The 23,996-nt window shown below is 67.7% G+C and carries 29 protein-coding genes and 1 pseudogene; 17 read left to right on the top strand and 13 right to left on the bottom strand.

All coding sequences use genetic code 11. The features are described 5' to 3' along the window. Positions 1-139: 139 nt before the first annotated feature. From O4G76_RS17640 to O4G76_RS17630, 3 genes and pseudogenes are all read right to left on the bottom strand, one after another. Positions 140-631, bottom strand: coding sequence for a pyridoxamine 5'-phosphate oxidase family protein (locus O4G76_RS17640; RefSeq protein ID WP_269398553.1), 492 nt, complete (start codon positions 629-631; stop codon positions 140-142). Between the two features lie 84 nt (positions 632-715). After that, on the bottom strand, positions 716-3,511 hold the full coding sequence (gene polA, locus O4G76_RS17635; RefSeq protein WP_269398552.1) for a DNA polymerase I: 2,796 nt from the start codon (positions 3,509-3,511) through the stop codon (positions 716-718). Positions 3,512-3,678: 167 nt separating this feature from the next. After that, positions 3,679-3,852: pseudogene (locus O4G76_RS17630) on the bottom strand (zinc-finger domain-containing protein); the annotation flags it as partial. Between the two features lie 108 nt (positions 3,853-3,960). On the opposite strand from O4G76_RS17630, the gene O4G76_RS17625 reads away from it, so the two are divergent. Together O4G76_RS17625 and O4G76_RS17620 are read left to right on the top strand one after the other, a co-directional pair. Then, positions 3,961-4,911 carry an ABC transporter ATP-binding protein gene (locus O4G76_RS17625; RefSeq protein ID WP_269398551.1) on the top strand — a complete coding sequence of 317 codons (951 nt, stop codon included), beginning with the start codon at positions 3,961-3,963 and terminating at the stop codon, positions 4,909-4,911. A gap of 30 nt (positions 4,912-4,941) precedes the next feature. Continuing rightward, complete coding sequence (locus O4G76_RS17620; RefSeq protein WP_269398550.1) at positions 4,942-5,949, top strand: mechanosensitive ion channel family protein; 1,008 nt, start codon at positions 4,942-4,944, stop codon at positions 5,947-5,949. Between the two features lie 48 nt (positions 5,950-5,997). Here O4G76_RS17620 and O4G76_RS17615 read toward each other — a convergent pair whose 3' ends face one another. Together O4G76_RS17615 and O4G76_RS17610 are read right to left on the bottom strand one after the other, a co-directional pair. Continuing rightward, positions 5,998-6,363, bottom strand: coding sequence for an HIT domain-containing protein (locus O4G76_RS17615; RefSeq protein WP_269398549.1), 366 nt, complete (start codon positions 6,361-6,363; stop codon positions 5,998-6,000). Between the two features lie 10 nt (positions 6,364-6,373). After that, positions 6,374-7,945 carry a DUF5928 domain-containing protein gene (locus tag O4G76_RS17610; RefSeq protein ID WP_269398548.1) on the bottom strand — a complete coding sequence of 524 codons (1,572 nt, stop codon included), beginning with the start codon at positions 7,943-7,945 and terminating at the stop codon, positions 6,374-6,376. 142 nt (positions 7,946-8,087) lie between these two features. Between O4G76_RS17610 and O4G76_RS17605 the strand changes: the two genes are divergently transcribed. After that, positions 8,088-8,906, top strand: a complete 819-nt coding sequence (locus O4G76_RS17605; RefSeq protein ID WP_269398547.1) for a sulfotransferase family protein — start codon at positions 8,088-8,090, stop codon at positions 8,904-8,906. Between the two features lie 45 nt (positions 8,907-8,951). Then, a complete protein-coding gene (locus O4G76_RS17600; RefSeq protein ID WP_269398546.1) occupies positions 8,952-9,677 on the top strand; it encodes a phosphatase PAP2 family protein in 726 nt (241 codons plus the stop codon). Here the strand turns inward: O4G76_RS17600 and O4G76_RS17595 are convergent. Then, positions 9,674-10,657, bottom strand: coding sequence for an adenosine kinase (locus O4G76_RS17595; protein WP_269398545.1), 984 nt, complete (start codon positions 10,655-10,657; stop codon positions 9,674-9,676). The two genes, O4G76_RS17600 and O4G76_RS17595, sit on opposite strands and share 4 nt — an antisense overlap. Continuing rightward, a complete protein-coding gene (gene nth, locus O4G76_RS17590) occupies positions 10,654-11,298 on the bottom strand; it encodes an endonuclease III (protein WP_269398544.1) in 645 nt (214 codons plus the stop codon). The genes O4G76_RS17595 and nth overlap by 4 nt, the downstream gene beginning before the upstream one ends. Positions 11,299-11,519: 221 nt before the next feature. Here nth and O4G76_RS17585 point away from each other — a divergent pair, with 221 nt between their 5' ends. From O4G76_RS17585 to O4G76_RS17570, 4 genes are all read left to right on the top strand, one after another. After that, positions 11,520-12,350: a bifunctional helix-turn-helix domain-containing protein/methylated-DNA--[protein]-cysteine S-methyltransferase gene (locus tag O4G76_RS17585; protein ID WP_269398543.1), complete on the top strand. Its 831-nt coding sequence runs from the start codon at positions 11,520-11,522 to the stop codon at positions 12,348-12,350. A 152-nt stretch (positions 12,351-12,502) separates the two neighbouring features. Then, positions 12,503-13,162, top strand: a complete 660-nt coding sequence (locus O4G76_RS17580; protein WP_269398542.1) for an OmpA family protein — start codon at positions 12,503-12,505, stop codon at positions 13,160-13,162. Between the two features lie 111 nt (positions 13,163-13,273). Beyond that, on the top strand, positions 13,274-14,047 hold the full coding sequence (locus O4G76_RS17575; RefSeq protein ID WP_269398541.1) for a FadR/GntR family transcriptional regulator: 774 nt from the start codon (positions 13,274-13,276) through the stop codon (positions 14,045-14,047). 60 nt (positions 14,048-14,107) lie between these two features. Continuing rightward, entirely contained in the window at positions 14,108-14,347 is a 240-nt protein-coding gene (locus tag O4G76_RS17570) for a hypothetical protein (protein ID WP_269398540.1), read from the top strand. A gap of 74 nt (positions 14,348-14,421) precedes the next feature. On the opposite strand, the gene O4G76_RS17565 is transcribed toward O4G76_RS17570, so the two are convergent. From O4G76_RS17565 to O4G76_RS17545, 5 genes are all read right to left on the bottom strand, one after another. Then, positions 14,422-14,982 carry a F0F1 ATP synthase subunit B gene (locus tag O4G76_RS17565; RefSeq protein ID WP_085896754.1) on the bottom strand — a complete coding sequence of 187 codons (561 nt, stop codon included), beginning with the start codon at positions 14,980-14,982 and terminating at the stop codon, positions 14,422-14,424. Then, the gene (locus tag O4G76_RS17560) at positions 14,979-15,536 is read right to left on the bottom strand and encodes a F0F1 ATP synthase subunit B' (protein WP_269398539.1); all 558 of its coding nucleotides are present in this window, start codon (positions 15,534-15,536) and stop codon (positions 14,979-14,981) included. Before O4G76_RS17560 ends, O4G76_RS17565 begins: the two co-directional genes overlap by 4 nt. 76 nt (positions 15,537-15,612) lie before the next feature. Continuing rightward, on the bottom strand, positions 15,613-15,849 hold the full coding sequence (locus tag O4G76_RS17555; protein WP_085896752.1) for a F0F1 ATP synthase subunit C: 237 nt from the start codon (positions 15,847-15,849) through the stop codon (positions 15,613-15,615). 71 nt (positions 15,850-15,920) lie between these two features. Further along, positions 15,921-16,697: a F0F1 ATP synthase subunit A gene (locus tag O4G76_RS17550; protein WP_085896751.1), complete on the bottom strand. Its 777-nt coding sequence runs from the start codon at positions 16,695-16,697 to the stop codon at positions 15,921-15,923. A gap of 4 nt (positions 16,698-16,701) precedes the next feature. Then, complete coding sequence (locus O4G76_RS17545; RefSeq protein WP_269398538.1) at positions 16,702-17,040, bottom strand: AtpZ/AtpI family protein; 339 nt, start codon at positions 17,038-17,040, stop codon at positions 16,702-16,704. 220 nt (positions 17,041-17,260) lie between these two features. Between O4G76_RS17545 and O4G76_RS17540 the strand changes: the two genes are divergently transcribed. Further along, on the top strand, positions 17,261-17,626 hold the full coding sequence (locus tag O4G76_RS17540; RefSeq protein ID WP_269398537.1) for a metalloregulator ArsR/SmtB family transcription factor: 366 nt from the start codon (positions 17,261-17,263) through the stop codon (positions 17,624-17,626). Between the two features lie 148 nt (positions 17,627-17,774). Here the strand turns inward: O4G76_RS17540 and O4G76_RS17535 are convergent, their stop codons facing one another. Continuing rightward, entirely contained in the window at positions 17,775-18,650 is an 876-nt protein-coding gene (locus tag O4G76_RS17535) for a LysR family transcriptional regulator (RefSeq protein WP_269398536.1), read from the bottom strand. A 234-nt stretch (positions 18,651-18,884) separates the two neighbouring features. On the opposite strand from O4G76_RS17535, the gene ffh reads away from it, so the two are divergent. The 8 genes from ffh to trmD all read left to right on the top strand — a co-directional run bounded on the left by ffh (position 18,885) and on the right by trmD (position 23,960). Further along, entirely contained in the window at positions 18,885-20,381 is a 1,497-nt protein-coding gene (gene ffh, locus O4G76_RS17530) for a signal recognition particle protein (RefSeq protein ID WP_269398535.1), read from the top strand. Beyond that, positions 20,378-20,896, top strand: coding sequence for a GNAT family N-acetyltransferase (locus O4G76_RS17525; protein WP_269398534.1), 519 nt, complete (start codon positions 20,378-20,380; stop codon positions 20,894-20,896). The genes ffh and O4G76_RS17525 overlap by 4 nt, the downstream gene beginning before the upstream one ends. Then, positions 20,893-21,189 (top strand): chorismate mutase, encoded by a 297-nt coding sequence (locus tag O4G76_RS17520; RefSeq protein ID WP_085896745.1) that lies wholly within the window; start codon positions 20,893-20,895, stop codon positions 21,187-21,189. Before O4G76_RS17525 ends, O4G76_RS17520 begins: the two co-directional genes overlap by 4 nt. A gap of 42 nt (positions 21,190-21,231) precedes the next feature. Beyond that, entirely contained in the window at positions 21,232-21,594 is a 363-nt protein-coding gene (rpsP, locus tag O4G76_RS17515; RefSeq protein WP_269398533.1) for a 30S ribosomal protein S16, read from the top strand. Continuing rightward, positions 21,594-22,244: a 5,6-dimethylbenzimidazole synthase gene (bluB, locus tag O4G76_RS17510; RefSeq protein ID WP_269398555.1), complete on the top strand. Its 651-nt coding sequence runs from the start codon at positions 21,594-21,596 to the stop codon at positions 22,242-22,244. The genes rpsP and bluB overlap by 1 nt, the downstream gene beginning before the upstream one ends. 61 nt (positions 22,245-22,305) lie before the next feature. Next, on the top strand, positions 22,306-22,815 hold the full coding sequence (gene rimM, locus O4G76_RS17505) for a ribosome maturation factor RimM (RefSeq protein ID WP_269398532.1): 510 nt from the start codon (positions 22,306-22,308) through the stop codon (positions 22,813-22,815). An 83-nt stretch (positions 22,816-22,898) separates the two neighbouring features. Then, positions 22,899-23,063, top strand: a complete 165-nt coding sequence (locus O4G76_RS17500) for a DUF1328 family protein (protein ID WP_017929173.1) — start codon at positions 22,899-22,901, stop codon at positions 23,061-23,063. 66 nt (positions 23,064-23,129) lie between these two features. Next, positions 23,130-23,960 (top strand): tRNA (guanosine(37)-N1)-methyltransferase TrmD, encoded by an 831-nt coding sequence (gene trmD, locus O4G76_RS17495; RefSeq protein WP_269398531.1) that lies wholly within the window; start codon positions 23,130-23,132, stop codon positions 23,958-23,960. Positions 23,961-23,996 lie beyond the last annotated feature (36 nt).

Here is a 23,996-nt window from a genome sequence, read left to right as displayed (position 1 = left end):
CCCGGCGGGGGGGGGTGGTCCGGTACGGCCCCGGGTTTTTTTTCGGCGGTTACCATTTCCGTGATTGTTATCTTTCGGCCCGCCTTAACGGTCAGGGGCGCCCCGGGGGCCGCCCTTCCCGCGTCGAGGACGCCTTGTTTCAGAACGTAAGCGAGTAATTATCGCCCACGTCGGGCTTGCTCTCCGACAGGTTGCCCTTGGCGGTCTCGTAGAGGAACCGCGCGGCGGAGGTGGTCGAGGTCCAGACCTCGGCCGATCGCAGCGTCAAGCACAACAGCCGGATGTCGGGATCGCGGCGGCCATCCTCGAACCAGCTCGCGGCCACCTTCGACCACAGCTCGTCGAGCTTCTGCTCGTCATGGCTCAGCGTCAGCGTGCCGTGGACATGGGTATAGATGCCATGCTCGTCGCTGGTCACCGCGAAGACCGCGTCCTGCGGACCGACCTCGGCGCGCTCCGCCAGTTCGGTGCCGTCATGGCCGATGAACCACAGGCAGCCCGCTTCGGGGTCGGTGTAATGCGCCATCGGAATCAGCCGATCGGTGCCCTTGAGCCCGATCAGCCCGGCATGCAGACCATCGATCCGCTTCCAGAACATTTCCACGCGCTTCTCTTGGCTGTGCTCGCCCATCATTGAATCCTCGTGCTGGACGGGCGGCCACGTTGCCGCCGCCCGCTTCGGCAAGGCAACGATGCGCGAGGGGCGCGGTTCCGTTCAGTGCGCCTCGGCCCAGGTCCGACCCTGCCCGCCCTCGGCCAGCAGCTGCACGTCGAGATGCACCGCGGGCCGCGCCGCGTTCTCCATCACCTCGCGGGCGATGGGGATCAGCGCCTCGGCCTCGGCCTCGTCGACCTCGAACAGCAGTTCGTCATGCACCTGCAGCAGCATCCGCGCCGAGGGCACGGCGGCGATGGCATCGTCCATGCGGATCATCGCCCGGCGGATGATGTCGGCCGCCGTGCCCTGGATCGGCGCGTTGATCGCGGCGCGCTTGGCGAACCCCGCCCCCGGCCCCTTGGCGTTGATCTCGGGCGTGTTGATGCGCCGCCCGAACAGCGTCTGGACATAGCCATTGGCCTTCGCGAAGGCGGTGGTCTCGTCCATGTAGGTGCGGATGCCCGGGAAACGCTCGAAGTAGCGGTCGATGAAGCCCTGCGCCTGCTCGCGCGGAATCCGCAGGTTGCGAGCGAGGCCGAAGCCCGAGATGCCATAGATCACGCCGAAGTTGATCGCCTTGGCCTGGCGCCGAATCTCGGGTGTCATTTCGTCCAGAGGCACGTTGAACATCTCGGACGCGGTGGCGGCGTGGATGTCCTGCCCCTCGCGGAACGCCTGCTTCAACTCCTCGATCCCCGCCATGTGGGCGAGGATGCGCAGCTCAATCTGGCTGTAGTCGAGCGAGACGAGGGTGCGCCCCTTGGGCGCGACGAAGGCCTCGCGGATGCGGCGGCCCTCCTCGGTGCGGATCGGGATGTTCTGCAGGTTCGGGTCGGTCGAGGCGAGGCGGCCGGTGTTGGCGCCCGCGATCGAATAGGACGTGTGTACCCGCCCGGTGTCGGGGTGGATGTGCTCCTGCAGGCTGTCGGTATAGGTCGATTTCAGCTTCGAGATCTGCCGCCAATCCAGCACGAGGCGCGGTAGCTCGTGTTCGGTGGCGAGGTCTTCGAGGATGTCGGCCCCCGTCGCATAGGCCCCGGTCTTGCCCTTCTTTCCGCCGGGCAGGCCGAGATCGTCGAACAGGATCTCGCCGAGTTGCTTGGGGCTCCCGACATTGAAGGGCCGTCCGGCCTTCTCGTGGATCTCGGCCTCCAGCCCCGCCATCTTCTGCGCGAAGGCATTGGACATGCGCGACAGCACCTCGCGGTCGACCTCGACGCCCGCCCGCTCCATCCGCGCCAGCACCGGCACCAGCGGGCGCTCCAGCGTCTCGTAGACGGTGGTGACTCGGTTGCGGTGCAGTTCCGGCTTGAACCGCTTCCACAGGCGCAGCGTGATGTCGGCGTCCTCGGCCGCGTATTTCACCGCCTCGTCGATGCCGACCCGATCGAATGTCACCGCCGATTTGCCGGTGCCGATCACCTGCTTGATCGGGATCGGCAGATGGCCGAGATAGCGCTCGCTGAGCGTGTCCATGCCGTGCCCATGCAGCCCCGCATGCATCGCGTAGCTCAGGAGCATCGTGTCGTCGAAGGGCGCCACGTCGATCCCAAGACCGGCGAAAATCTTCAGGTCGTATTTCATGTTCTGACCGATTTTGAGGATCGAGGCATCCTCCAACACCGGCTTCAGCATCGCCAGCGCCTCCTCCATCGGCATCTGTCCCGCGCAGAGCTGGGCACCCCCGAACAGATCGTCGCCACCCTCGCTGTGGCACAGGGGTATGTAGCAGGCATGGCCCGGCGTCAGCGCCAGCGAGATGCCGACGAGCTCGGCACGCATCTCGTCGAGGCTCGTGGTCTCGGTGTCGACCGCGACATGGCCCAGCTCGCGGATCGCGTCGATCCAGACCTGCAGCTCCTCGGCCGTCGTCACCTTTTGATAACCGGCATGATCGAAGGGGGCCTCGGGCTCGGGCTCGACCGCCTCGGTCGCGGCCACCTCGGGCACCACCGGCGCCTCCTGCCCCAGTTTCTCGGCAACTCGGCGGGTGATGGTGCGGAACTCCATCTCGGCGAGGAAGCCCAGCAGCACCTCGGGGTCCGGCTCGCGGATCTCGAGATCGTCGAGCGTGAAGTCGAGCGGGCAGTCGCAATCGAGCGCCACCAACTGCTTCGACAACCGGATCTGTTTTTCGTGCTCGATCAGGGTCTGGCGTCGCTTGGGCTGCTTGATTTCGCCGGCGCGCTCCAGAAGCGTCTCCAGATCGCCGAACTCGTTGATCAGGAGCGCCGCCGTCTTGATGCCGATGCCGGGCGCGCCGGGAACGTTATCGACCGAATCGCCCGCGAGCGCCTGTACATCGACGACACGGTCGGGCCAGACGCCGAATTTCTCGAACACGCCGTCGCGGTCGATGCGGCGGTTCTTCATCGGGTCGAGCATTTCGACCCCGTCGCCGACGAGCTGCATCAGGTCCTTGTCGGAGGAGATGATGGTGACGCGGCCGCCGGCGTCCCGAGCTTGGCAGGAGAGCGCCGCGATGATGTCGTCGGCCTCGAAGCCTTCCTTCTCCTTGCAGGCGATGTTGAACGCCTCGGTGGCGCGACGCGTCAGCGGAATCTGCGGCCGCAGATCCTCGGGCATCGCCTCGCGATTGGCCTTGTAGAGGTCGTAGAGATCGTTGCGGAAGGTATGCGAGCCCTTGTCGAAGATCACCGCGACATGGGTGGCGGCGTCGGGGCCGGTATTGCCGTCGATATAGCGCTGCAGCATGTTGACGAAGCCCGACACCGCGCCAACCGGCAAACCGTCCGATTTGCGGGTCAGCGGTGGCAGTGCGTGATAGGCGCGGAAGATGAAGGCCGAGCCGTCGATCAGGTGCAGGTGGCACCCCTTGCCGAATTGCGTCATGCCCGCCCTCTTTCGCGATGTCGTGTCAATTCAAACCGAATTCTTGCAAGAATTCGGGCAATTTCCTTTGCAAGGAAATTGGGACCGGAGCGCCCGCCTCAGCGGGTCTCGTTCTCCTGGCCCGAGCGATCCTGCCCGCGGGTGATGTCGTCCAGCCCCTCCGCGCCCTTCTCGGCGAAATCGCGGTGAACATAGCGCGCGTCGCAATAGGAGCAGTCGACCCAGCCGGTATCGTGCGGGATCATCAGCCAGACGCGCGGATGGCCGAGCCCTGCGCTGCCGCCGTCGCAGGCGATGCGCCATGTGTCGACGATCTTGGTCTCGGGCGCGGGAAGTGTCATGAGGGGCCTTGCCTTGCAAACGGGAGCGGCCGGGCATGGACCCGGCCCTGATCGCGCTACATTCTAGCCGCCCCGCCCGCAGGGACAAGACGCGAAAGGACTCGAGCCATGACCGACGCCGCCATCGAGATCACCGGCCTGAAGAAGACCTATGCGCCCAGCGCCAGATCCCCCGCCAAGCTGGCGCTCGACGGTGTCGACCTGTCGATTCCGGCGGGCTCGATCTTCGGCCTCCTGGGCCCCAACGGGGCGGGCAAGTCGACGATGATCAACATCATGGCTGGCTTGGTGCTCAAATCCGAAGGGCGGGTGAAGATCTGGGGCTTCGATCAGGACGTGAACCCCCGCCAGTCACGCGCGGCGATCGGCGTGATGCCGCAGGAACTCGTCCTCGACCCGTTCTTCACCCCGCGCGGCGCGCTCGACGTGCAGGCGGGGCTCTGGGGCGTGCCGAAATCCCAGCGTCGCACCATGGAGCTTCTCGATCTCGTCGGCCTCGCCGACAAGGCCGACGCCTATGCCCGTTCGCTCTCGGGCGGCATGCGGCGGCGGCTGCTGCTTGCAAAGGCGCTGGTGCACTCCCCCCGCGTGCTGGTGCTCGACGAGCCGACGGCGGGCGTCGACATCGAGCTGCGCAACATGCTCTGGCGCAACGTCCGCAAGCTGAACGAGCAGGGCACGACGATCATCCTGACGACCCATTACCTCGAAGAGGCGCAAGAGATGTGCGACGAGATCGCGATCATCGACCAAGGCCGCGTCATCACCCGCGACACCACCGCCAATCTGGTCGGCCGTGTCAGCGGCAAGACGCTGGTGGTGACCCCCGAGGGCCCCGCTGTGATCCCCGCCCTGCCCGACGGCGTCAGCGTCACCGAGCGGCCGGGCGGGGCGCTGGCCTTCAGCTACGACGCGCGCCTGATGAGCGCGGGCACGGTGCTCGACGCGATCCGCGCGGGCGGCATGCGGCTTTCCGACGTGAAAACCGAGGAGGCGGATCTGGAGGACGTGTTCCTGCAACTCACCTCCAAGGCCAAGGAACCCGTCTCCGCCGCCTGAGGTTGCCCCTCCGCCGACAGGAGGGACCGCATGGAAGAAGAGACGCAGACCGCCCCGCGCGAGGATATCGACAGCTTCGCCGGTGTCGATGCCGACACCGGCAACATATTCGAGAAGATCGACGCCTGGGCAGACGGCTTCTTCCGGCTGCTGCCGAACATCGCCGTGGCGCTGGTGCTTCTGGTCGTCTTCTGGTTTCTCGCCCGCGGCGTGGCGGCGCTGGTGCGTCGCTCTGGCAGGAAGCGTGGCCGCGACAACCTCGGCGATGTCGGCGCAAGCCTGCTGCGCTGGCTGGTGACGATTCTCGGAATCATGCTCGCCGTCACCATCGTCGCGCCGTCGATCTCGCCGGGCGATCTCTTCGCGGGCCTCGGGATCGGCTCGGTCGCGATCGGCTTCGCCTTCAAGGACATCCTGCAGAACATGCTGGCGGGCATCCTGATCCTGATCCGCCAGCCCTTCGAGGTGGGCGACCAGATCGTCTCGGGCGGTCACGAAGGTACGGTCGAGCGGATCGAGACCCGCGCCACCCTGATCAAGACCTATGACGGCCGCCGCGTGGTGATCCCGAACTCGGACATCTACACCGACGCGGTGGTGGTCAACACCGCCTTCGACAAGCGCCGGTCGCAATACGACGTGCTGATCGGCTGCTCGGACGATATCGACGAGGCCTGCAGGATCATGCTCGAGGCTGCGGGGAACTGCGACGGCGTGCTCGCCGATCCCGCGCCCGAGGCGATCCCGTGGGGCATGGATGCCGACGGCAACACGATCCGCCTGCGCTGGTGGACCCAGCCGGCGCGCGCCGACGTGGTGCATGTCTGGGGTCGGGTGATCCGCGACACCTACAACGCGCTGAACGAGAAGGGCGTCGATCTGCCCTACCCGACCCGGATGGTCCTGTTCCACGACCAGACCGAGGCGACCGACGGCGACCGCACCGCCCAGCGCGAGGGCTGGCCCGCCAGGGGCGACAGCCCCGAGCCGCGCCGCATCGCCGATGCGATCCGCGCCGCCGCCTCGCAAAAGGCCTGAGCCCCATCGCGCCTTCCCGAACTCGGCGCGGCGACGCCCTGCCCGGCCTTAGCCGCGCTCCAGCATCCGGCCCAATGGCCGACCGCCGAGGATGTGCACGTGGAAATGCGGCACCTCCTGCACGCCATGGGCACGGGCGTTGGAGATCGCGCGGAAGCCGGCCTCGACATCCGCCTCCTCGCAGATCCGTGCCACCGCACGGGTGAAGTCGAGGATCTCCGCGTCCGAGGCGTCGCGCGCGAAGTGGTCGTAGCTGACATAGGCCCCCTTCGGGATCACCAGCACATGCACCGGCGCCTGCGGCGCGATGTCCTCGAAGGCAAGCGTGTGCTCGGTTTCGAGCACGGTCTTGTTGGGAATCTCGCCGCGCAGGATCTTCGCGAAGATGTTCTGGTCGTCATAGTCGAAGCGCATCGCTTCCTCCTCAGTCGTCGAACAAGTGCGGCGTCCGCACGATATCCAGCGCAGTATCCGCCGGGATGTCGAGAAACGCCTGCAACGCCTTCGCGTTGTCCTCTGCGGGCGCGCCCTCGACAAGCCGGTAATGCCGCGCGATGCCCGCCTCGCCCAAGGCGCGGCTCTCGCCATCGAACTGCCGGCGGAGCGTCGGCATCAGCAGATCGAGCCCCGCCGCGTCGGTATCCGCCAGCTTCAGGCGCTGCGCGTGCAGGCGCAAATAGGCGTCGTCGATCCGCGTCGCGATCTCGAGAATGCGTAGATCGGTGCGGTCTTCTATGAGGTCTTGGATCAGGTCGAGACGGCAGGGATCGATACAGAACGCCAGCCGCGCCAGGTCCTGCGCCTCGAACAGCACCCGCAGCATCGCCCGGGGATGCCGCGACCGCTTGACAAGGCCGCGCTCGAAGCCGCCCAGTGGAGGCAGCGCCGCCGCCTCCTCGTCGAAGACGTAGTCGAACACGGCGGGATCGCCCTGCTGCCTGATCATGCCCACCAGCCGCTTGGCCACGTGCCGCTTATGCGCGACGATCAGCAAAAGCTCGCGCCCGGCCCCGACCCTGCCGCCGACCTCCCACGCCCGTGGCCCGTATCTTTCCCCGATCCGGCCGCGCCCGGTCAGGTAGTCATGCAGCCGCCGCCCGTCGCCGCCGCGTGGATAATCGCGCCGCTGCGACGCCCACAGATCCGAAAGCCGCGCCCGCAGCCGCGTCGCGCCAGGGCTGATCTTGCGTGCAAAGAGCGCGTTCTGGGCCAGCAGCATGTCGTGATGCTCGTCGTGGAAGCTCGCGGGCATGCCGTAATCGGTGAAGGCGAGAAAGGTCGGGCTGCGCGAGCGGATCTCTTCGCGGGGCACGAGGTGGCGCACCAGCGTCTGGAACAGCGTCTCGTCGGGGATCCAGCTCCAGCGGAACAGCCGCCGCAGATCGGGCCGCTCGTCCAGCAGACGCAGCACTCTCTCCACCGTGGCCCGGCGCAGGCACCACCATTGCGAGCCGATCATCGGCCGGACGTCGGCAGGCAGCCGGCGGCGCAGCCCCAGCCGCCGCTGCAGGTCGAGGCTAGCATAGAACAACCCCTTGCGTTCGCGCTCGTTGAAAAGATGCCAGCGCGTCAGCCGCTCCTCCTGCATGCCGGTCTTGATCCAGCCGCCATCGAAGAAGTCGACGCTCTCGATCCAGTCGACGTCGTCGCGCGCCAACAGCTCATGCGCATGGACCGCGGACTTGATCGCCATGCAATCGCCCGAGAGCAGGTAGAAATGCGTGGCGTCGGGAAACCGCACGAGCGCGAGACGCAGCGCCGAGATGGTGGCGGCGACGAGGCTCCAGCCGCCCCAGCCGCAGCGTCGGCGCCGTTCGACCAGCGCCACGCCGGGTTCGGCGCGCAACCCGTCCTGCAGGATCCGCCAGGCCTCGGCCGGGGCGCGGGCGTCGAGATGCACCACCACCGCGTCGCCCGAGGCGGCGAGCCCGCGCGCCTGTCGAACGACCGCCTCGGGGTCCTTGTGAACCAACAGGATGAAGGCGATGCGCGTCATGTCCGTTTCCGCTGCGCCACGCGCCGGAACTGGCGGCGGTTTGCGCCTTGATAGCCCGTCCGACCCTCCCCTAAACAGGGCTGCGGGGATTTCGCCGTCCCTTGTGGCGCAGGCGCGCCATCGCAGGCATGGGAGAGCGCGCATGGGGTTTCCGGGCACCTGGATGACCGAGAGCGAAAGCATGGTCTATCGGGTGGTGCCGAAATGCGCCTGCTCGACCATCGGCCAGATCATGTACCGCTCGGATCACGGCCGGTTCTTCGACGGCGACATCCACGACGCGCAGGAGGGGCTGCACAAATGGGGCCTCGACCACAGCCGGGGCCCGATTTCCGACAACGTCACCGCGCATAAGAGCCTCGTCTTCAGCTGCGTTCGCAACCCCTATGAGCGCATCCTCTCCTCCTTCTTCGACAAGATCTGCGGCATCCAGCGCAACGGGCGACGCTATCGCGGCAATCTCGTCCCGAAGCTGATGGAGACATACGGGGTCGAGGTGGGCGATCCCGACACCGGCTTCGAGTTCGACCAGATCCGCAGCTTTCGCCGGTTCCTGCTCTTCGTGCGCGACACGATCCGCTTCAACAGGCCGATGGACCCCGACATCCACTGGTCGGCGATGTCGGGCCATGTCTCGACCCTGATCAAGGGGGGCGGGCGTTACGACGTGATCCTGCATGTCGAGGATTTCGAGGCCGGCATGGCCGGGGTTCTGGCACGCGCGCCGCTGCGCCATCCGGTGGATCTCGGCGCGATGCCGCGTTTCAACGAAAGCGAAGGGCATGGGCCCAGGCGCGCTCACCCGGTCGAGGCGTTCTTCGACGACCTGTCGATGCATCTCGTGCAGGAAGTCTATGGCCGCGATTTCGAGCTGTTCGGCTATGACATCGACGACCCGTCCCGGCCTGCGCCGCGGCGCGAGATCGATCTCGACGCGGTGCATGCGAAGCTCGGCGCATGAGGCGGCTCCGGAACCCTGCCCCGGCCCCGTTGTTGAGGGAACGACATGCCTGATCCCGCTGCCACAGACATCCCCGCCCGGCTGCGGCGCCGTCCCGAATTGTGGATGGTGCTGCTGTTTCTCGTGTCGCTGGCCGCGCTGGGCTTCTTCCTGCTCGCCGGGGAGGTGGTCGAGGGCGATACGGCGGCATTCGACGAGGCCATCCTGCTGGCGCTGCGCAACCCAGCCGATCTGAGCGATCCGATCGGCTCGCACTGGGTCGAGGAGATGGCGCGCGACATGACGGCGCTGGGTGGCGTGGCCTGGCTGAGCCTGCTGACGGCCGGCGTGGCGGGGTATCTCGCGCTGTCGCGCCATACCCGCACCATGTGGTTTCTGCTGATCGCGATCGGCAGCGGCACGCTGCTGAGCCGTACCGCCAAGATCTTCTTCGAGCGTGCCCGCCCCGACCTCGTGCCGCATGGCTCCTACGTCTACACGGCGAGTTTTCCCTCAGGGCACACCATGCTTTCGGCGGTGACCTATCTGACGCTCGCGGTGATGCTGTCGCGGCTCGAGCCGCGCCGCATCATCAAGGTCTACATCATGACCTGCGCGATCATCCTGACCGGGCTCGTCGGTGCCAGCCGGGTCTATCTCGGGGTGCATTGGCCCACCGACGTGATCGCCGGCTGGACCGCCGGCGCGGGCTGGGCCGTGCTGTGCCTTCTGATCGCGCAATGGCTGCAGCGCCGGGGCCAGATCGAGCCCGCGGAAGACGCCAAGGACTAGAGCAGCCCGGCCTGCGCGAAGAGCGCCTTGAGATCCGTCTCGGGTCGCGCTCCGAAATGCGAGATCACCTCGGCCGCGGCGACGCAGCCCATGCGTCCCGCCGTCTCCAGATCCCGGTCCGTGGCGATACCGTAGAGGAATCCGGCAGCGAACAGGTCCCCCGCCCCGGTGGCATCGACCGGCGTCACCTTGCGCACCGGGACCACGACGCGTTCCTCGCCCCGGATCAGCACCACGTCCGCACCGGATCGGGTGCAGACCACGAGCCGGCACTCGGCCGCGGCGCGGGTCAGCGCCTCGTCAAGGCGGCATTCGTAGAGGCTTTCCCATTCATGCTCGTTGCCGATGACGAAATCGAGCTCGCGCACCAGCTTCTGGAAATCGGCCCGGTGCCGGTCGGCACAGAATGGGTCCGACAGCGCGATCCCGGCCATGCCACCGCCCTGCTGGGCCAGCCGCGCCGCGCGTTCGAAGGCCTGCTTGCCCTTGGGCTTGTCGTAGAGATACCCCTCGAGATAAAGCAGCCCCGCTTGGCCCGCCACCGTATCGGAGACGTCGTCGGGCCCGAGCTCGGCGGAGATGCCGAGATAGGTGTTCATCGAACGCTCGCCATCCGGGCTCACGAAGATCATCGAGCGCGAGGTCGGCAGCTCGCCGCCCGAAACCGGCGGATTGGGAAAGCGGGTGCCCCCCTCCTCCATGCTCGCGGCATAGAAGCGGCCCAGAGCATCGTCGCGCACCCGTCCGATGAAGCTCGTCTCGAGCCCGAGATTGCCCAAGCCCGCCAGCGTGTTGGCGACGGAGCCCCCTGGCGCCTGCCGCCGCTCCTCCATGGCGCCGTAGAGCATTTCGCCGCGCTCGCGCTCGACCAGTTGCATGATGCCCTTCTCGATGCCCATCAGGTCGAGAAAGCTGTCATCGGCCTGCGCGAAGACGTCGACGATGGCGTTGCCGATGCCGAGGATGCGGGGAATGCTCATGCGGTCTTCTCCTCGAAGAGACAGTATTCGCGGATCGGGCAGGCCGGGCATTTGGGCTTGCGCGCCACGCAGATGTAGCGCCCGTGCAGGATCAGCCAGTGATGCGCATGGCCCTGCCAGCGCGCGGGCACGTGGTCCTCGATGCCGCGCTCGACCGCGTCGACATCCTTGCCGGGCGCGATGCCGGTGCGGTTGCAGACGCGGAAGATATGCGTGTCGACCGCCTGCACCGGATGCTTCCACCACATGTTGAGCACGACATTGGCAGTCTTGCGGCCGACGCCCGGCAACGACACCAGCGCAGCCCGCGACGAGGGCACCTCGCCGCCAAACCGCTCGACGAGGATCTCGCTCATCCGGATCACGTTCTTGGCCTTGTTGCGGTAAAGGCCGATCGTCTTGATGTGCTCGATAAGCCCTTCCTCGCCGAGATCGAGCATCTTCTGCGGCGTATCGGCGATTTCGAAGAGCTTCCGGGTGGCCTTGTTCACCCCCACATCGGTGGCCTGCGCCGAAAGCGCGACGGCGACGAGCAGCGTGTAGGCGTTGACATGCTCGAGCTCGCCCTTGGGCTCGGGCTCGGCGGCATGCAGGCGGGCGAAGATCGCGTCGATCTCGTGATAGTCGAGCTGTCGGGTCATCAAGCCTCTATGCCCGGCCAAAGACGCGCTCACAAGGCCGCCGCCTTGAGGGTCGATCACGGGCGCCATGCGTATTTGCAGAAAGATGAATCAGGGACGCGCGCCGCCCCCTTCAACTTTCGCTAAAAACGCAGGGCCTGCCGCTTTGGTCACACGCGTGGTTCGACCGGATGCGCAGCTTCCGGGTCGCGCGGCCGTCGGCGGCGGCCTATTCTCGGACCATGGACCAGACCCATTCATATCATTACGGCGTCATGCGCCGCGCGATCGAGGCGATCGACGCCGCGCCCGCCCCGCTCGCGCTCGAGGATCTCGCGGCGCGGATGGAGATGTCGCCTGCCCATTTCCAGCGGGTGTTTTCCGCCTGGGTCGGCGTCTCGCCCAAGCGATACCAGCAATATCTGGCGCTCGGACACGCCAAGGCGCTGCTGCGGGCGCGGCGCACGACGCTGGAGACGGCGCAGGAGGTGGGGCTGTCCGGCACGGGCCGGCTGCACGACCTGTTCCTGCGCTGGGAAGCGATGAGCCCGGGCGATTACGGCGCCGGCGGCGCCGGCCTCGACATTCGTTATGGCAACTTCGACAGCCCGTTCGGGCCGGTCGTCGCCATGGGGACGGAGCGCGGCCTTTGCGGCCTCGGCTTCGCCGCCGAGACCGGGACGGAGGCGGCGCTCAGGGACCTGTGCGATCGCTGGCCCGCCGCGCGGTTCTCGGAGGCGCCGCATGCCATCGCGCCTTGGGTCGAGGCGGCCTTCGCGGGCCGAGGCGAGGCGCGGGTCGCGCTTATCGGCGCCCCCTTCGCGATCAAGGTCTGGCAGGCGCTGCTCGAGGTGCCTTCGGGCCATGTCACCACCTATTCCGATATCGCCGCGCGGATCGGCGCGCCCCGCGCCATCCGCGCTGCCGCCACGGCGGTCGGGCGCAACCCGGTCTCGTGGCTCATCCCCTGCCACCGGGCGCTGCGCAAATCGGGCGAGCTGGGGGGCTATCACTGGGGTTTGCCCGTGAAGCGGGCGATGCTGGCATGGGAGGCCGCGCGGGGCGAGGCATGATGCCCGCCCGCAACAACCGGTTTGGTTCCCGAAAAGGCTGGAACCCACCTATCAAGGCTACGTTATTGCATAGCAGCCGCACGCGGCCTCTATCAAACCGGGACAGGCGCGGGCATCACTTCCCGCGCGACTCGCAAGAATTGGATAAACCGATGATCACCAAGCTTCCCCTCGCGCTCGTCACCGTGTCGGCCCTTGCCGTGGCCGCTTGCCAGCCCGTCACTCCGAACAACCCCGACCCGAACGCCAACACCCGCCGCGGTGCCCTCGTCGGTGCCGGTCTCGGCGCGGCCGTGGGCGCGCTGACCGCCGATGACAGCGACGAGCGGCTGCGCCGCGCCGCCGTCGGTGCGGCCCTCGGCGGTGCCGCCGGTGCCGGTACCGGTGCCCTGCTCGACCGTCAGGAAGCCGAACTGCGCAACCAGCTCGGCTCGAATGTGGGCATCGTCAACACCGGCGAGCAGCTGGTCGTGACCCTGCCGCAGGACATCCTGTTCGCCACCGACAGCGCCCAGCTGACCGGATCGCTGCAATCCGACCTGCGCGCCATCGCGGGGTCGCTCAACAACTATCCCAACACCACGGTCAACGTGGTGGGCCATGCCGACAACACCGGTTCGGCCGCGTACAACCAGCAGCTCTCCGAGCGCCGCGCTCAGGCCGTCGCCTCGGTGCTGACCTCGGCCGGCGTCTCGCCGTCGCGCGTCCGCGCCATCGGCCGCGGCGAGGACCAGCCCATCGCCTCGAACCTGAGCCCCGAGGGCCGTCGCCAGAACCGCCGGGTCGAGATCATCATCACCCCGAACAGCTGATCCGCATCACACCGGACAGGATCGGGCCGCCCTTCGGGGGCGGCCCCTTTTTATTTTCGGTTGAGCCGCGCCGCACGCGGTAATAGAAATTTACCAATCGCGGAGCAAACCATGCCTTTCAAGCCGATCCAGCCCGAAAAGCTTTCGCATGGCGTGGTGCGCCAGATCGAGGAGTTGGTGCTGCGCGGCATATTGCGCCCCGGCGACAGGCTGCCGCCCGAGCGCGAACTGGCCGAGCGGCTGGGCGTATCGCGGCCGAGCCTGCGCGAGGCGCTGGCCGAGTTGCAGACACGCGGCTTGGTGGAGACCCGGGCCGGTGCCGGCGTCTATGTCTCGAACGTCATCGGCTCGGCCTTTTCTCCCGCCCTCGTGCGGCTCTTCGCCACCCATGAGGAGGCGGTATCGGACATGGTCGCGTTCCGGCGCGACATCGAGGGGCTGGCGGCGGAGCGCGCGGCCAAGCTCGGCTCCGACAGCGATCTCGCGGTGATCGGCGCGGTCTTCGCGCGGATGGAAGCGGCGCAGTCCAAGCCCACCGCCGATGCCGAGGCAGAGGCCGCGCTCGACGCCGAGTTCCACCTCGCCATCGTCGAGGCGAGCCACAACGTCGTCATGCTGCACATGATGCGCTCGATCTACGACCTGCTGCGCGAAGGCGTGTTCTACAACCGCCAAGTCATGTTCCGCCAGCGCATCACCCGGGCCTCGGTGCTGGAACAGCACCGCGCGATCAACGAGGCGCTGCAGGCGCGCGATCCCGCCGCCGCCCGCGCCGCCGTCGCGGCGCATCTCGACTACGTGCAGGGCGCCCTGAGCGATCAGCGGCAGGCCGATCGTCACGAGGAGATCGCGCGGCGGCGGCTCAGCCGCGAGACCGGCCGCTGAGGCGCGACGCAAGACCCGATCCGTGCTAGGATCGCGTATCGCACCACAGGAGGATACGCGATGACACGACTTCTGGCCGCGGCCTGCGCCGCGTTCCTGACGGCCTCCACGGCGATGGCCGGGCCCGGCGGCTGCGGCGATCGGCACAATGTCACCGCCGATGCCGCGCAGGACCGCTCCCTCCCCGAAAGCAGCGAGATGGCCTCGACCTCCCCCGTCGAGCCCCCCGCCCCCTCAATCGATCTTCTGGCGCTGCTGGACGGCGCGCTGCCGAGCGAGGCCGCGAGCACCCCGCGCTGAGGCGAACAATCCGAAAGCGGAAAGGCCCGGTCGCTGTCGCGGCCGGGCCTTTCGGTGTCGTCTCGACGGTCCGGTCAGTGCAGCTTGGCGCCCACCGTCTGGATCGACTCGTCGATCATCTTGTCGGCGCGCTGGGCGGTCATCTGCTCGGCGATGACTTGGCGCGCGGCAGCCACGGCCACGGCCACGGCTTGGTCGCGGACCTCCTTGACGGCCTTGTCCTGAGCCGACTGGATCTGCTCCTCGGCGGCGGTCAGGCGGCGCTGGATCGACTTCGCGATATCGACCTTGGCCTGCTCGGCCGAGCGGTTGGCCTCTTCGCGCGCGTTCGACACGATGCGGTCGGCCTGGGTCTGCACGTCCTTCTGCTTGCGCTCGTAGGAGGCCAGCAGCGACTGCGCTTCCTCGCGAAGCCCGCGGGCCTCGTCGAGTTCGGCGCGGATGCCGTCGGCCCGCTTGTCGAGCAGCTTGCCCACTTCGCGCGGAACGCGGAAGTAAAGGAGCACGCCGACGAAGAGCAGGAACGCCAGCAGCACGATGAAGTCGGTGTTGCGGAGCGAGAAGAACGGCCCCGTCGCGGCCATCGCCGGGGCGGCGGTCAGGCTCAGGGCCAGGGTTGCGAGAACGAGTTTCATGCGCGCTCTCCCAGCTTGGCGTCGACCGCGGCATCGACCTTCGCGGCATCGGCATCGGCGCCGAAGGCGGCGACGATCTCGCGGGCGACGTCGCGGGCGACCTCGCTCACGTTGCGCGCGGCGCTTTCGCGGATCTCGTCGATCGCCGCCTGGCTTTCGGCGGTCTTCGCGGCGATCTGCGCATCGGCCTTTTCGATCTCGGCGTCGAGATCGGCCTGGATCTGCGCCTTGGTCTCGGCGACGATCCGGTTGGCCTCGGCCCGCGCATCGGCCAGCGCCTTGTCATAGGCGGTCTCGGCCTCGCGGGCGCGATGCCGCAGCTCCTCGGCGGCGGCGATGTCGTTGGTGATCGTGCCCGCGCGCTCGGCCAGCACCGCGCCGATGCGCGGCAGGGCGAAGCGGGACAGGACGAAATAGATCACGCCGAGCGTGACCAGGAGCCAGAAAATCTGGTTCGGGAAGCTGGAGACGTCGAGCTGGGGCATGCCCGGCCCAGCGGCTTCGGCTCCGTGCACCGCCAGTGCTTCTTCGGCGGTAATGGTTTCGGTCGCCACGGCGTCCTCCATCGAGCCCTAAGGAAATGGCGGCGCGGGAATTCCCGCGCCGCCGGTCAGGAGATCGAGGTCTGGATCAGACCGCGAACATCAGCAGCAGGGCGACGAGGAACGAGAAGATCCCGAGCGCTTCGGCGAAGGCCAGGCCGATGAACAGCGTGGCGGTCTGCGAGGCAGCAGCCGAGGGGTTGCGCAGCGCGCCGCCCAGGTAGTTCGCCGCGACCGAGCCCACACCGATGGCCGCGAGGCCCGAGCCGATGGCCGCGAGGCCGGCGCCGATGAACTGACCGAATTGTGCGATATCGCCTTCCATGGGGGTATCTCCTGATTTGGAATTGCGTGTTTGGTGAAGGGTGAACCGACCTCGGCGGATCGCGCCCCGTCTCAGTGCGACGGGTGCAGCGCGTCCTTGAGGTAGATGCAGGTGAGGATGGTGAACACGTAGGCCTGAATGCCGGCCACGAGCACTTCGAGCCCATAGATCGCGGTGATCGCCACGACCGAGAGCGGCGACAGCGCGGCGATGGCGGCAAAGCCCGCGAACACCTTGATCATCGCGTGACCGGCGACGAGGTTGCCGGCGAGACGGATGGAGTGGCTGACCGGGCGCACGAAATACGAGATCACCTCGATGATCGCGATGACCGGGCGCAGGAAGAGCGGCGCTTCCTTCATCCAGAACAGCCCGAGGAAAGCCATGCCGTTCTTCACGAAGCCGATCACGGTGACGGTGATGAACACGCCGAGCGCCAGCACCGCGGTGACGGCGATGTGCGAGGTGGGCGTGAAGGCCAGCGGCAGCAGCCCGAGATAGTTCGAGAACAGGATGAACAGGAACAGCGTCATGATCCAGGGGAAATACTTGAGGCCTTCCTTGCCGGTGACGTCCTCGACCATCTTGTAGACGAAGCCATAGACCAGCTCGGCGGCCGACTGGACCCGGCTCGGGATCACGGCGCGACCGCGGGTGCCGATCACCAGCAGCCCGATCACGCAAAGCGCGGCCATCGCCATCCAGAAGGTGGCGTTGGAGATCGTGTACCAGGACACCGGGTCGCCGATCTCGCCGAAGAGCGGCTTGATCTCGAACTGGTCGAACGGGTGGAACACCAGACCGCCCGGCTCTTCACCCTCGACCAACGCCACCGCTTCTGTCGCCATTCTCTCAGCCCTCGTCGTCGCCGGCCTGATCGGCCTGCTGTTTAACCTGCAGTTCCTTGGCCGTGCGCAGCATCGTCTTCACGCCCGCCGCGAGGCCCAGGAATATGAACGGGATCAGGAAGATCGGCATGGTCCCGAAAAGGGTGTCCAAGCCGTACCCGATCCCGAAGCCGATCCCGAGACCGGCCACAAGCTCGATCACCATCCGCCAGGCGACCTGTGCCTGGCTGTAATGGCTCTCCTGATGAGCGGCTTCCTCTGGCTTGCCCTTCAGCTTCGCGAGACGCTCTTCCAGCGCGCGCAACCGCGCTTCGTGATCGTCGTCGTCTTGGCTGTCGGACACTCCGGGTCGGCCCCCTCATCGGTCGAGGAGGGTGCTATAGCGCGGGGCCGGTTTGGTCAAGCAGGCGAAATCCACGAGGGATAGCGAAGCTATGCCCTGTTTTTGCTGGATATTCTCGGAAACTTGCCGCGCGGGACGAGGCGCCAGCGCCATGGGAGCAGTGGTTGCGACATTCAACCGCGCGGTTGACGTTTGCCCCGGCGCGGGGTCAGGTCGCGCCATGGCCGCATCTCTCGATCTCGTCTTTTCCGCTCTTGCCGACCCGACGCGGCGCGCGATCCTCGCGCTGCTGCTCGAGGATGACATGGCGGTGACCGACGTGGCGGAGCCGTTCGAGATGTCGCTCGCGGCGATCTCCAAGCATCTGGGGGTTCTGGCTGAGGCGGGGCTGATCTCGCGCGATCGCCGGGGCCGCGTGACCTGGTGCCAGCTGGAGCCGGACGGGCTGCGCGAGGCCTCGGTCTGGATGCAGGGGTTCGGGCAGATGGAAGGCATCGATCTCGACGCCTTCGAGAGGTTCCTCGCACGGGAACTGGGGGCGTCCGCCGCGCCGGGTTCCGAAGACCCGGCCGCGGCGGAGGGTTGATCTCAGACCAGGCCGATCAGCGAGAGAACGGCGATGACGACGACGACGAGACCGATGATGTAAATGATGTTGCGCATGGCTGCCCTTCAGGATGAATTGAGTAAGAAGCTGTCGGGCCAACGCCGCGCTCACGAAATCGTTCCTCGACCTAGCTCCAGCTTTTCGCGCGGTCCTTCAAAGCCTTGAGAAAGGCCTGCACCTTGGGCGTCCGGTGCAGGTCCACATGGGTGACGACCCAGATCGGCACCTCCCATTCCGGCAGCGGCCCATGAATAATTTCCAGATCGTCGCGCGTCTGCGCCTCGTGCAGCGGCACGAAGCCCAGGCCCGCCCCGGCCAGCACCGCGTCGCGCTGGTTGCGCTCGCCGAAGGCGCGAAAGGCGATCCGGTCGAGCGGCACTGTCTCGCGCAGCCAGCGATAGAAGGGGGCGCGGCTTTCGAGGTCGTCGGAGCACACGAAACGGTGCTCGGCCAGATCCTCAACCCCGCGCGGCAGGCCATGGCGCGCGATGTAGCTGCGCGAGGCCACCAGCACGACCTGCATCCGCAGCAGCGGCTGCACCACGTTGTCGGGCTGGTCCGGCGCGGCGCCGGCGCGGATCGCGACATGCGCCTCGCCATATTCGAGCCGGAACAGCCGGGTGCCGGTGAGCAGCCGCACGATCACGGACGGGTACTCGGCCTGGAAGTCGATCAGCAGCGGCGTCACCAGATCGGCCAGGGTATCGAGCGTGGTCACTGCCAACTCGCCCTCGACGCCGTCGCCCTGCCCCTTGAGACGACTGACCAGCTGCGCGAACTGGTCGTCCGTGGCCTGCGCCACCTGCAAGAGGTCGCGCCCTGCCTCGGTCGCGGTGTAGCCGCGCGGGTGGCGCTGGAACAGCTTCACGCCGAGCCGCGTCTCGAGCGCGTCGACATGGCGGATCACCGTCGCATGATGCACGCCCAGCACGTCGGCGGCACCCGAGACCGTGCCCATGCGGGCCACGTGAAAGGCGGTGCGGATTTCGTCCCAGTTGTCCATGCGGCTCTCCTCGGGGGTGGGACCCTCTTCTAGGATGCATTTCCGCCGCCTCCAAGCGACTCCCGCCTCTTGACCGGAAGCGCGATCCGCCGTAATTGCGAGCCCCAAACCCGGAAGCTCAGGCTTTCCGGTCCCCGGCCATTGCGGGGATCGCCGTCCGTCAGCGCGTTGCGCCCACGGGCGCGCAACCGCATGGGGCAACCGGGACTGACGCAACGGTCGGAAAGGACCGCCATGTTCGAATCGCTCTCAGACCGCCTCTCAGGCGTCTTCGACAGGCTCACCAAGCAGGGCGCCCTCTCCGACGAGGACGTGCGTACCGCGCTGCGCGAAGTGCGCGTGGCGCTGCTGGAGGCCGACGTGTCGCTCAGCGTGGCGCGCGATTTCGTCGCCGCCGTGCAGGAAAAGGCCACCGGCCAGGCGGTGACCAAGTCGATCACGCCGGGCCAGCAGGTCGTGAAGATCGTGCATGACGAGCTGGTCTCGGTGCTCACCGGTGACAGCGACCCGGGCAAGCTCAAGATCGACAGCCCGCCCGCGCCGATCCTGATGGTCGGCCTGCAGGGCTCGGGCAAGACCACCACCACCGCCAAGCTCGCCAAGCGCCTTACCGAGCGCGAGGGCAAGCGGGTGCTGATGGCCTCGCTCGACGTCAACCGCCCCGCCGCGATGGAGCAGCTGGAGATCCTCGGCCGCCAGATCGGCGTCGACACGCTGCCGATCGTCAAGGGCGAGGACCCGGTCGCCATTGCCAAGCGCGCCAAGACGCAGGCCAGCCTGGGCGGCTACGATGTCTACATGCTCGATACCGCCGGACGCCTGCATATCGATCAGGAGCTGATCGCCCAGGCGGCGGCGGTGCGCGACGCGGTCACCCCGCGCGAGACGCTCTTGGTGGTCGACGGCCTGACCGGTCAGGACGCGGTCAACGTCGCCACCGAGTTCGACGACAAGATCGGCGTCTCGGGCGTCGTCCTGACCCGGATGGACGGCGACGGGCGCGGCGGTGCGGCGCTGTCGATGCGCAAGGTGACCGGCAAGCCCATTCGCTTCGTCGGCCTCGGCGAGAAGATGGACGCGATCGAGACCTTCGAGGCCGAGCGCATCGCGGGCCGGATCCTCGGCATGGGCGACATCGTCGCCCTCGTGGAAAAGGCGCAGCAGACGATCGAGGCCGAACAGGCCGAGCGGATGATGAAACGGTTCCAGAAGGGCCGCTTCAACATGAACGACCTGAAGATGCAGCTCGAGCAGATGCTCAAGATGGGCGGCATGGAGAGCCTGATGGGCATGCTGCCCGGCATGGGCAAGATGGCCAAGCAGGCGCAGTCGGCGGGCTTCGACGACCGGATGCTCAAGCGCCAGATCGCGCTGATCAACTCCATGACCAAGAAGGAGCGGGCCAACCCCGACATCCTGCAGGCCAGCCGCAAGAAGCGCATCGCCAAGGGCGCGGGGCTCGAGGTGTCGGAGCTGAACAAGCTGCTCAAGCAGCAAAAGCAGATGGCCGATGTCATGAAGAAGATGGGCAAGGGCGGCATGCTGAAACAGGCCATGAAGGGCATGTTCGGCAAGGGCGGCGAGATGCCCGACATGAACGACCCCGCCGCGATGGAAAAGGCCGCCAAGATGCTCGGCAAGCAGCTGCCGCCGGGCATGGGCAAGATGCCCGGCATGGGCGGCGGCATGGGCCTGCCCTCGGGCCTCTCCGGCTTCGGCAAGAAGAAATGATCCCGTCGCTCGCCACGGACCGGCTGCACCTCGTGCCGCCTTCGCTGTCGGTGCTGCCGGCGGAGCGCGAATTCTTCGCCTCCGAGCGGTCGAGCTTCGTCGGCGGCCCGGCACCCCGGCACAAGGCGTGGCGGGTGATCGCGCTGCATCTGGGGCACTGGCAGATCCTCGGCTACGGCATGTGGGCCGCGATCGAGCGCGATAGCGGCGCGCCGGTCGGGCTCGTCGGTCTCTGGGGCCCCGAACCCTGGCCGATGCCGGAGTTGGGCTACCACCTCTACGAGGGGGCCGAAGGCAAGGGCTATGCCACCGAGGCCGGCCGTGCCGTTCTCGATTTCGCGCGCGACCGTCTGGGGATGCGCGAGCTGGCCTCGATGATCGACCCCGAGAACGCCGCCAGCCAATCGGTGGCGCGGCGGCTAGGCGCCGAGAACACGGGCCGCGAATTCCGCGCCGACCCCGACGGCCCCGCCGTCGAGATCTGGCGCCACGACCTGACGGGAGAGCGCCCATGACCGAGGCCAGCAACCGTGCCGCGCAGCTTCTGCGCGAGCACCGCGAGAGCATCGACCGGCTCGACGCGATCCTCGTCTACACGCTGGGCGAGCGGTTCAAGCACACTCAGGCGGTCGGCCGGCTCAAGGCCGAGCACGACCTGCCCCCGGCCGATCCGATCCGCGAGGAAGCGCAGATCGCCCGGCTCACCGATCTTGCGAAGGAGGCCGATCTCGACCCCGAATTCGCCAAGAAATTCCTGGCCTTCATCATCCAGGAAGTCATCAAGCACCACGAAAAACATCAATCCTGACGGGACGTTCCCGTCACCAGCCATACCCAAGGAGATACTCCCATGGCCATGAAGATCCGGCTCGCCCGCGGCGGTTCCAAGAAGCGCCCCCACTACTCGATCGTCGCCACCGACTCGCGCATGCCGCGTGACGGCCGCTTCCTCGAGAAGCTCGGCACCTACAACCCGCTGCTCCCCAAGGACAGCGAGGACCGCGTGAAGATGGACATCGAGCGCATCCAGGAATGGATCGCCAAGGGCGCCCAGCCGACCGACCGCGTCGCGCGCATGCTCGAAGCCGCCGGCGTCGCCGAGAAGAAGACCCGCTCCAACCCCAAGAAGGGCGAGCCGGGCAAGGCCGCCAAGGAGCGCGCCGAGAAGCGCGCCGCCCGCGAGGCCGCCCCGGCCGAAGAGAGCGCCGAGTGATCGGCGGTGGCCCGGAACGCCCCGGCGCCTTCGCGCCGGAGTTCCGGGCCGAGCTGGCCCGGCTGATGGACCGCCGGCGCGACGTGCGCCGGTTCCGCACCGATCCGGTGGACGAGGCAGCGCTGACGCGCTGCTTCGATTCGTTTCTGACCGCACCATCGGTGGGGCTGTCGGAGCCGTGGCGGGTGATCCGGGTCGAAAGCGAGAGAGCCCGCGCCGCGGCGCTCGCCAATTTCGAGGCGGCCAATGCCGAGGCCCTTGCGGGGCAGCCGCGCGACCGCGCCACGCTCTATGCGCGGCTCAAGCTGTCGGGCATGCGCGACGCGCCGGTGCAGCTTGCCGTCTATTGCGACGAGACCACCGGCAAGGGGCACGGCCTCGGCGCGGCCACCATGCCCGAGATGCGGCGCTACTCGGTCGTCGCCGCGATCACCCAGTTCTGGCTCACCGCGCGCGCCGAGGGCCTAGGCACCGGCTGGGTTTCGATCCTCGACCCCGAGCGGCTGGCGCGGGATCTGGACGTCCCGCCCGGCTGGGCGCTGGTGGGCTATCTCTGCGTCGGTTACGCCCGCGCGCTCGACCGGGTGCCCGAGCTCGAGGCCGAAGGCTGGGAGGTCCGGCGCGGCCACCTGCCGATCGAGACGCGCTGAGCCTTGCCTTCGGGGCCGGGCTGTTGTTCCAACGCGCGAGAACAGGCTTGGAGGACATGACATGGGCGACATGATCTGCGTGGGGCGGCTGGCGGGCGCCTTCGGGGTGCGCGGCGAGGTGCGGCTCAAGAGCTTCTGCGCCGATCCCGAGGCGATCGTCGACTACGTGCCGCTCAGCACCGCCGATGGCCGCGAATTCCGGCAGATCGTGCTGACCGGTCAGGGCTCGGGCGCCTATACCGCCCGGGTCGACGGCATCACCAGCAAGGAGGAGGCCGACGCGCTCAAGGGCGCCGATCTCTTCGCGCCGCGCGACCGGCTGCCAGCCCTGCCCGACGACGAATACTACCACGCCGACCTGATCGGCCTCGCGGTGCACGATACCGGCGGCGCGCTCTTGGGCACGGTGCGCGCGGTGCTCAACCACGGGGCCGGAGACCTGCTGGAGGTGCTGCCGCCGCAGGGTCAGGCCACGGTTCTACTGCCCTTCACGCTCGCTGCCGTGCCGACCGTCGATCTCGCGGCGGGGCGCATCGTCGCCGATCCGCCGGAGGGCCTGTTCGAGGGTTGAACGCCCCGGAACCCGCCTTACCCATCCGTGTTGAGCCCTTGAAGCGCCGGAGTTTTTCCGGGCGCAGACCGAAAGGCTATGACATGATCGAATGGATTCTGATCCTCCTCGCCATCGCTGCCGTCGCCGGTCTTCTGGGCATGGGCCGGATTTCCGGCGCCGCGCTTACCGGGGCCAAGTGGCTCGCCATCATCGCGCTGGTGCTGTTCCTGCTGGTGCTGTTCGGGATCATCGGCCTCGCGGCCTGATCGCGCAGCAAGCTCCGGGCCGCCGGGATCTTTCCCGGCGGCCCGTGATCCGCTAGAGCCGTCGCCATGAGCGACACCCCTCCCCCCCCCCGCGCCGCAGGTCGGCTGAGCGCCCGCCCCTCGGCGCAGCCGCGCGAGCTGATGACCGACACTCCGGACCTCGCCGGGGCCTGGACCGCGCAGGTCGTCACCCTGTTTCCACAGGCCTTCCCCGGCGTGCTGGGCGAGAGCCTGACCGGCAAGGCGCTGAAGGACGGGCGGTGGCAGCTACAGCCGATCGACCTGCGCCCCTACGGCGAGGGCAAGCACCGCAATGTCGACGACACGCCCGCGGGCGGCGGTGCCGGCATGGTCCTGCGCCCCGACATCGTCGGTCGCGCCATCGACGACGCCAAGGCGCGCGCCAAGGGCGTGACCCCGGTGATCTACCTTTCGCCGCGCGGTCGCCGCTTCGATCAGGCGCTGGCGCGGGAACTGGCGCAGGCGGACGGGGTGATCCTGCTTTGCGGCCGCTTCGAGGGGGTGGACGAGCGGGTGATCGAGGAGCACGGCATCCTCGAGGTTTCGCTCGGAGATTTCGTGTTGACCGGCGGCGAGATCGCGGCGCAGGCCTTGATCGACGCGACGGTCCGCCTTATACCCCGCGTGCTCGGGAATCAGGCGTCCACGGAGGAGGAATCCTTCTCCCACGGTCTCCTCGAACACCCGCAGTACACCAAGCCCGCGCTCTGGAAGGGTCGTGCGATCCCCGAGGTTCTTCTCTCGGGCCATCACGCGAAGATCACCGACTGGCGCCGGGAGATGGCCGAGAGGCTGACGAAAGAACGGCGACCTGATCTCTGGCGGGCATATTGCGCGGCGCGCGGTATGGACCCGGATGAAGACCGAGAGCTCTGAGGTTGCGAGCAACTTCGCGGAGATAACCGCGAGCAA

The sequence above is a fragment of the Limimaricola sp. G21655-S1 genome (assembly GCF_027213785.1).
Lineage (GTDB): Bacteria > Pseudomonadota > Alphaproteobacteria > Rhodobacterales > Rhodobacteraceae > Limimaricola.
The sequence above is the reverse complement of the archived record's forward strand: the minus strand, read 5'-3'. Positions and strand labels throughout refer to the sequence as shown.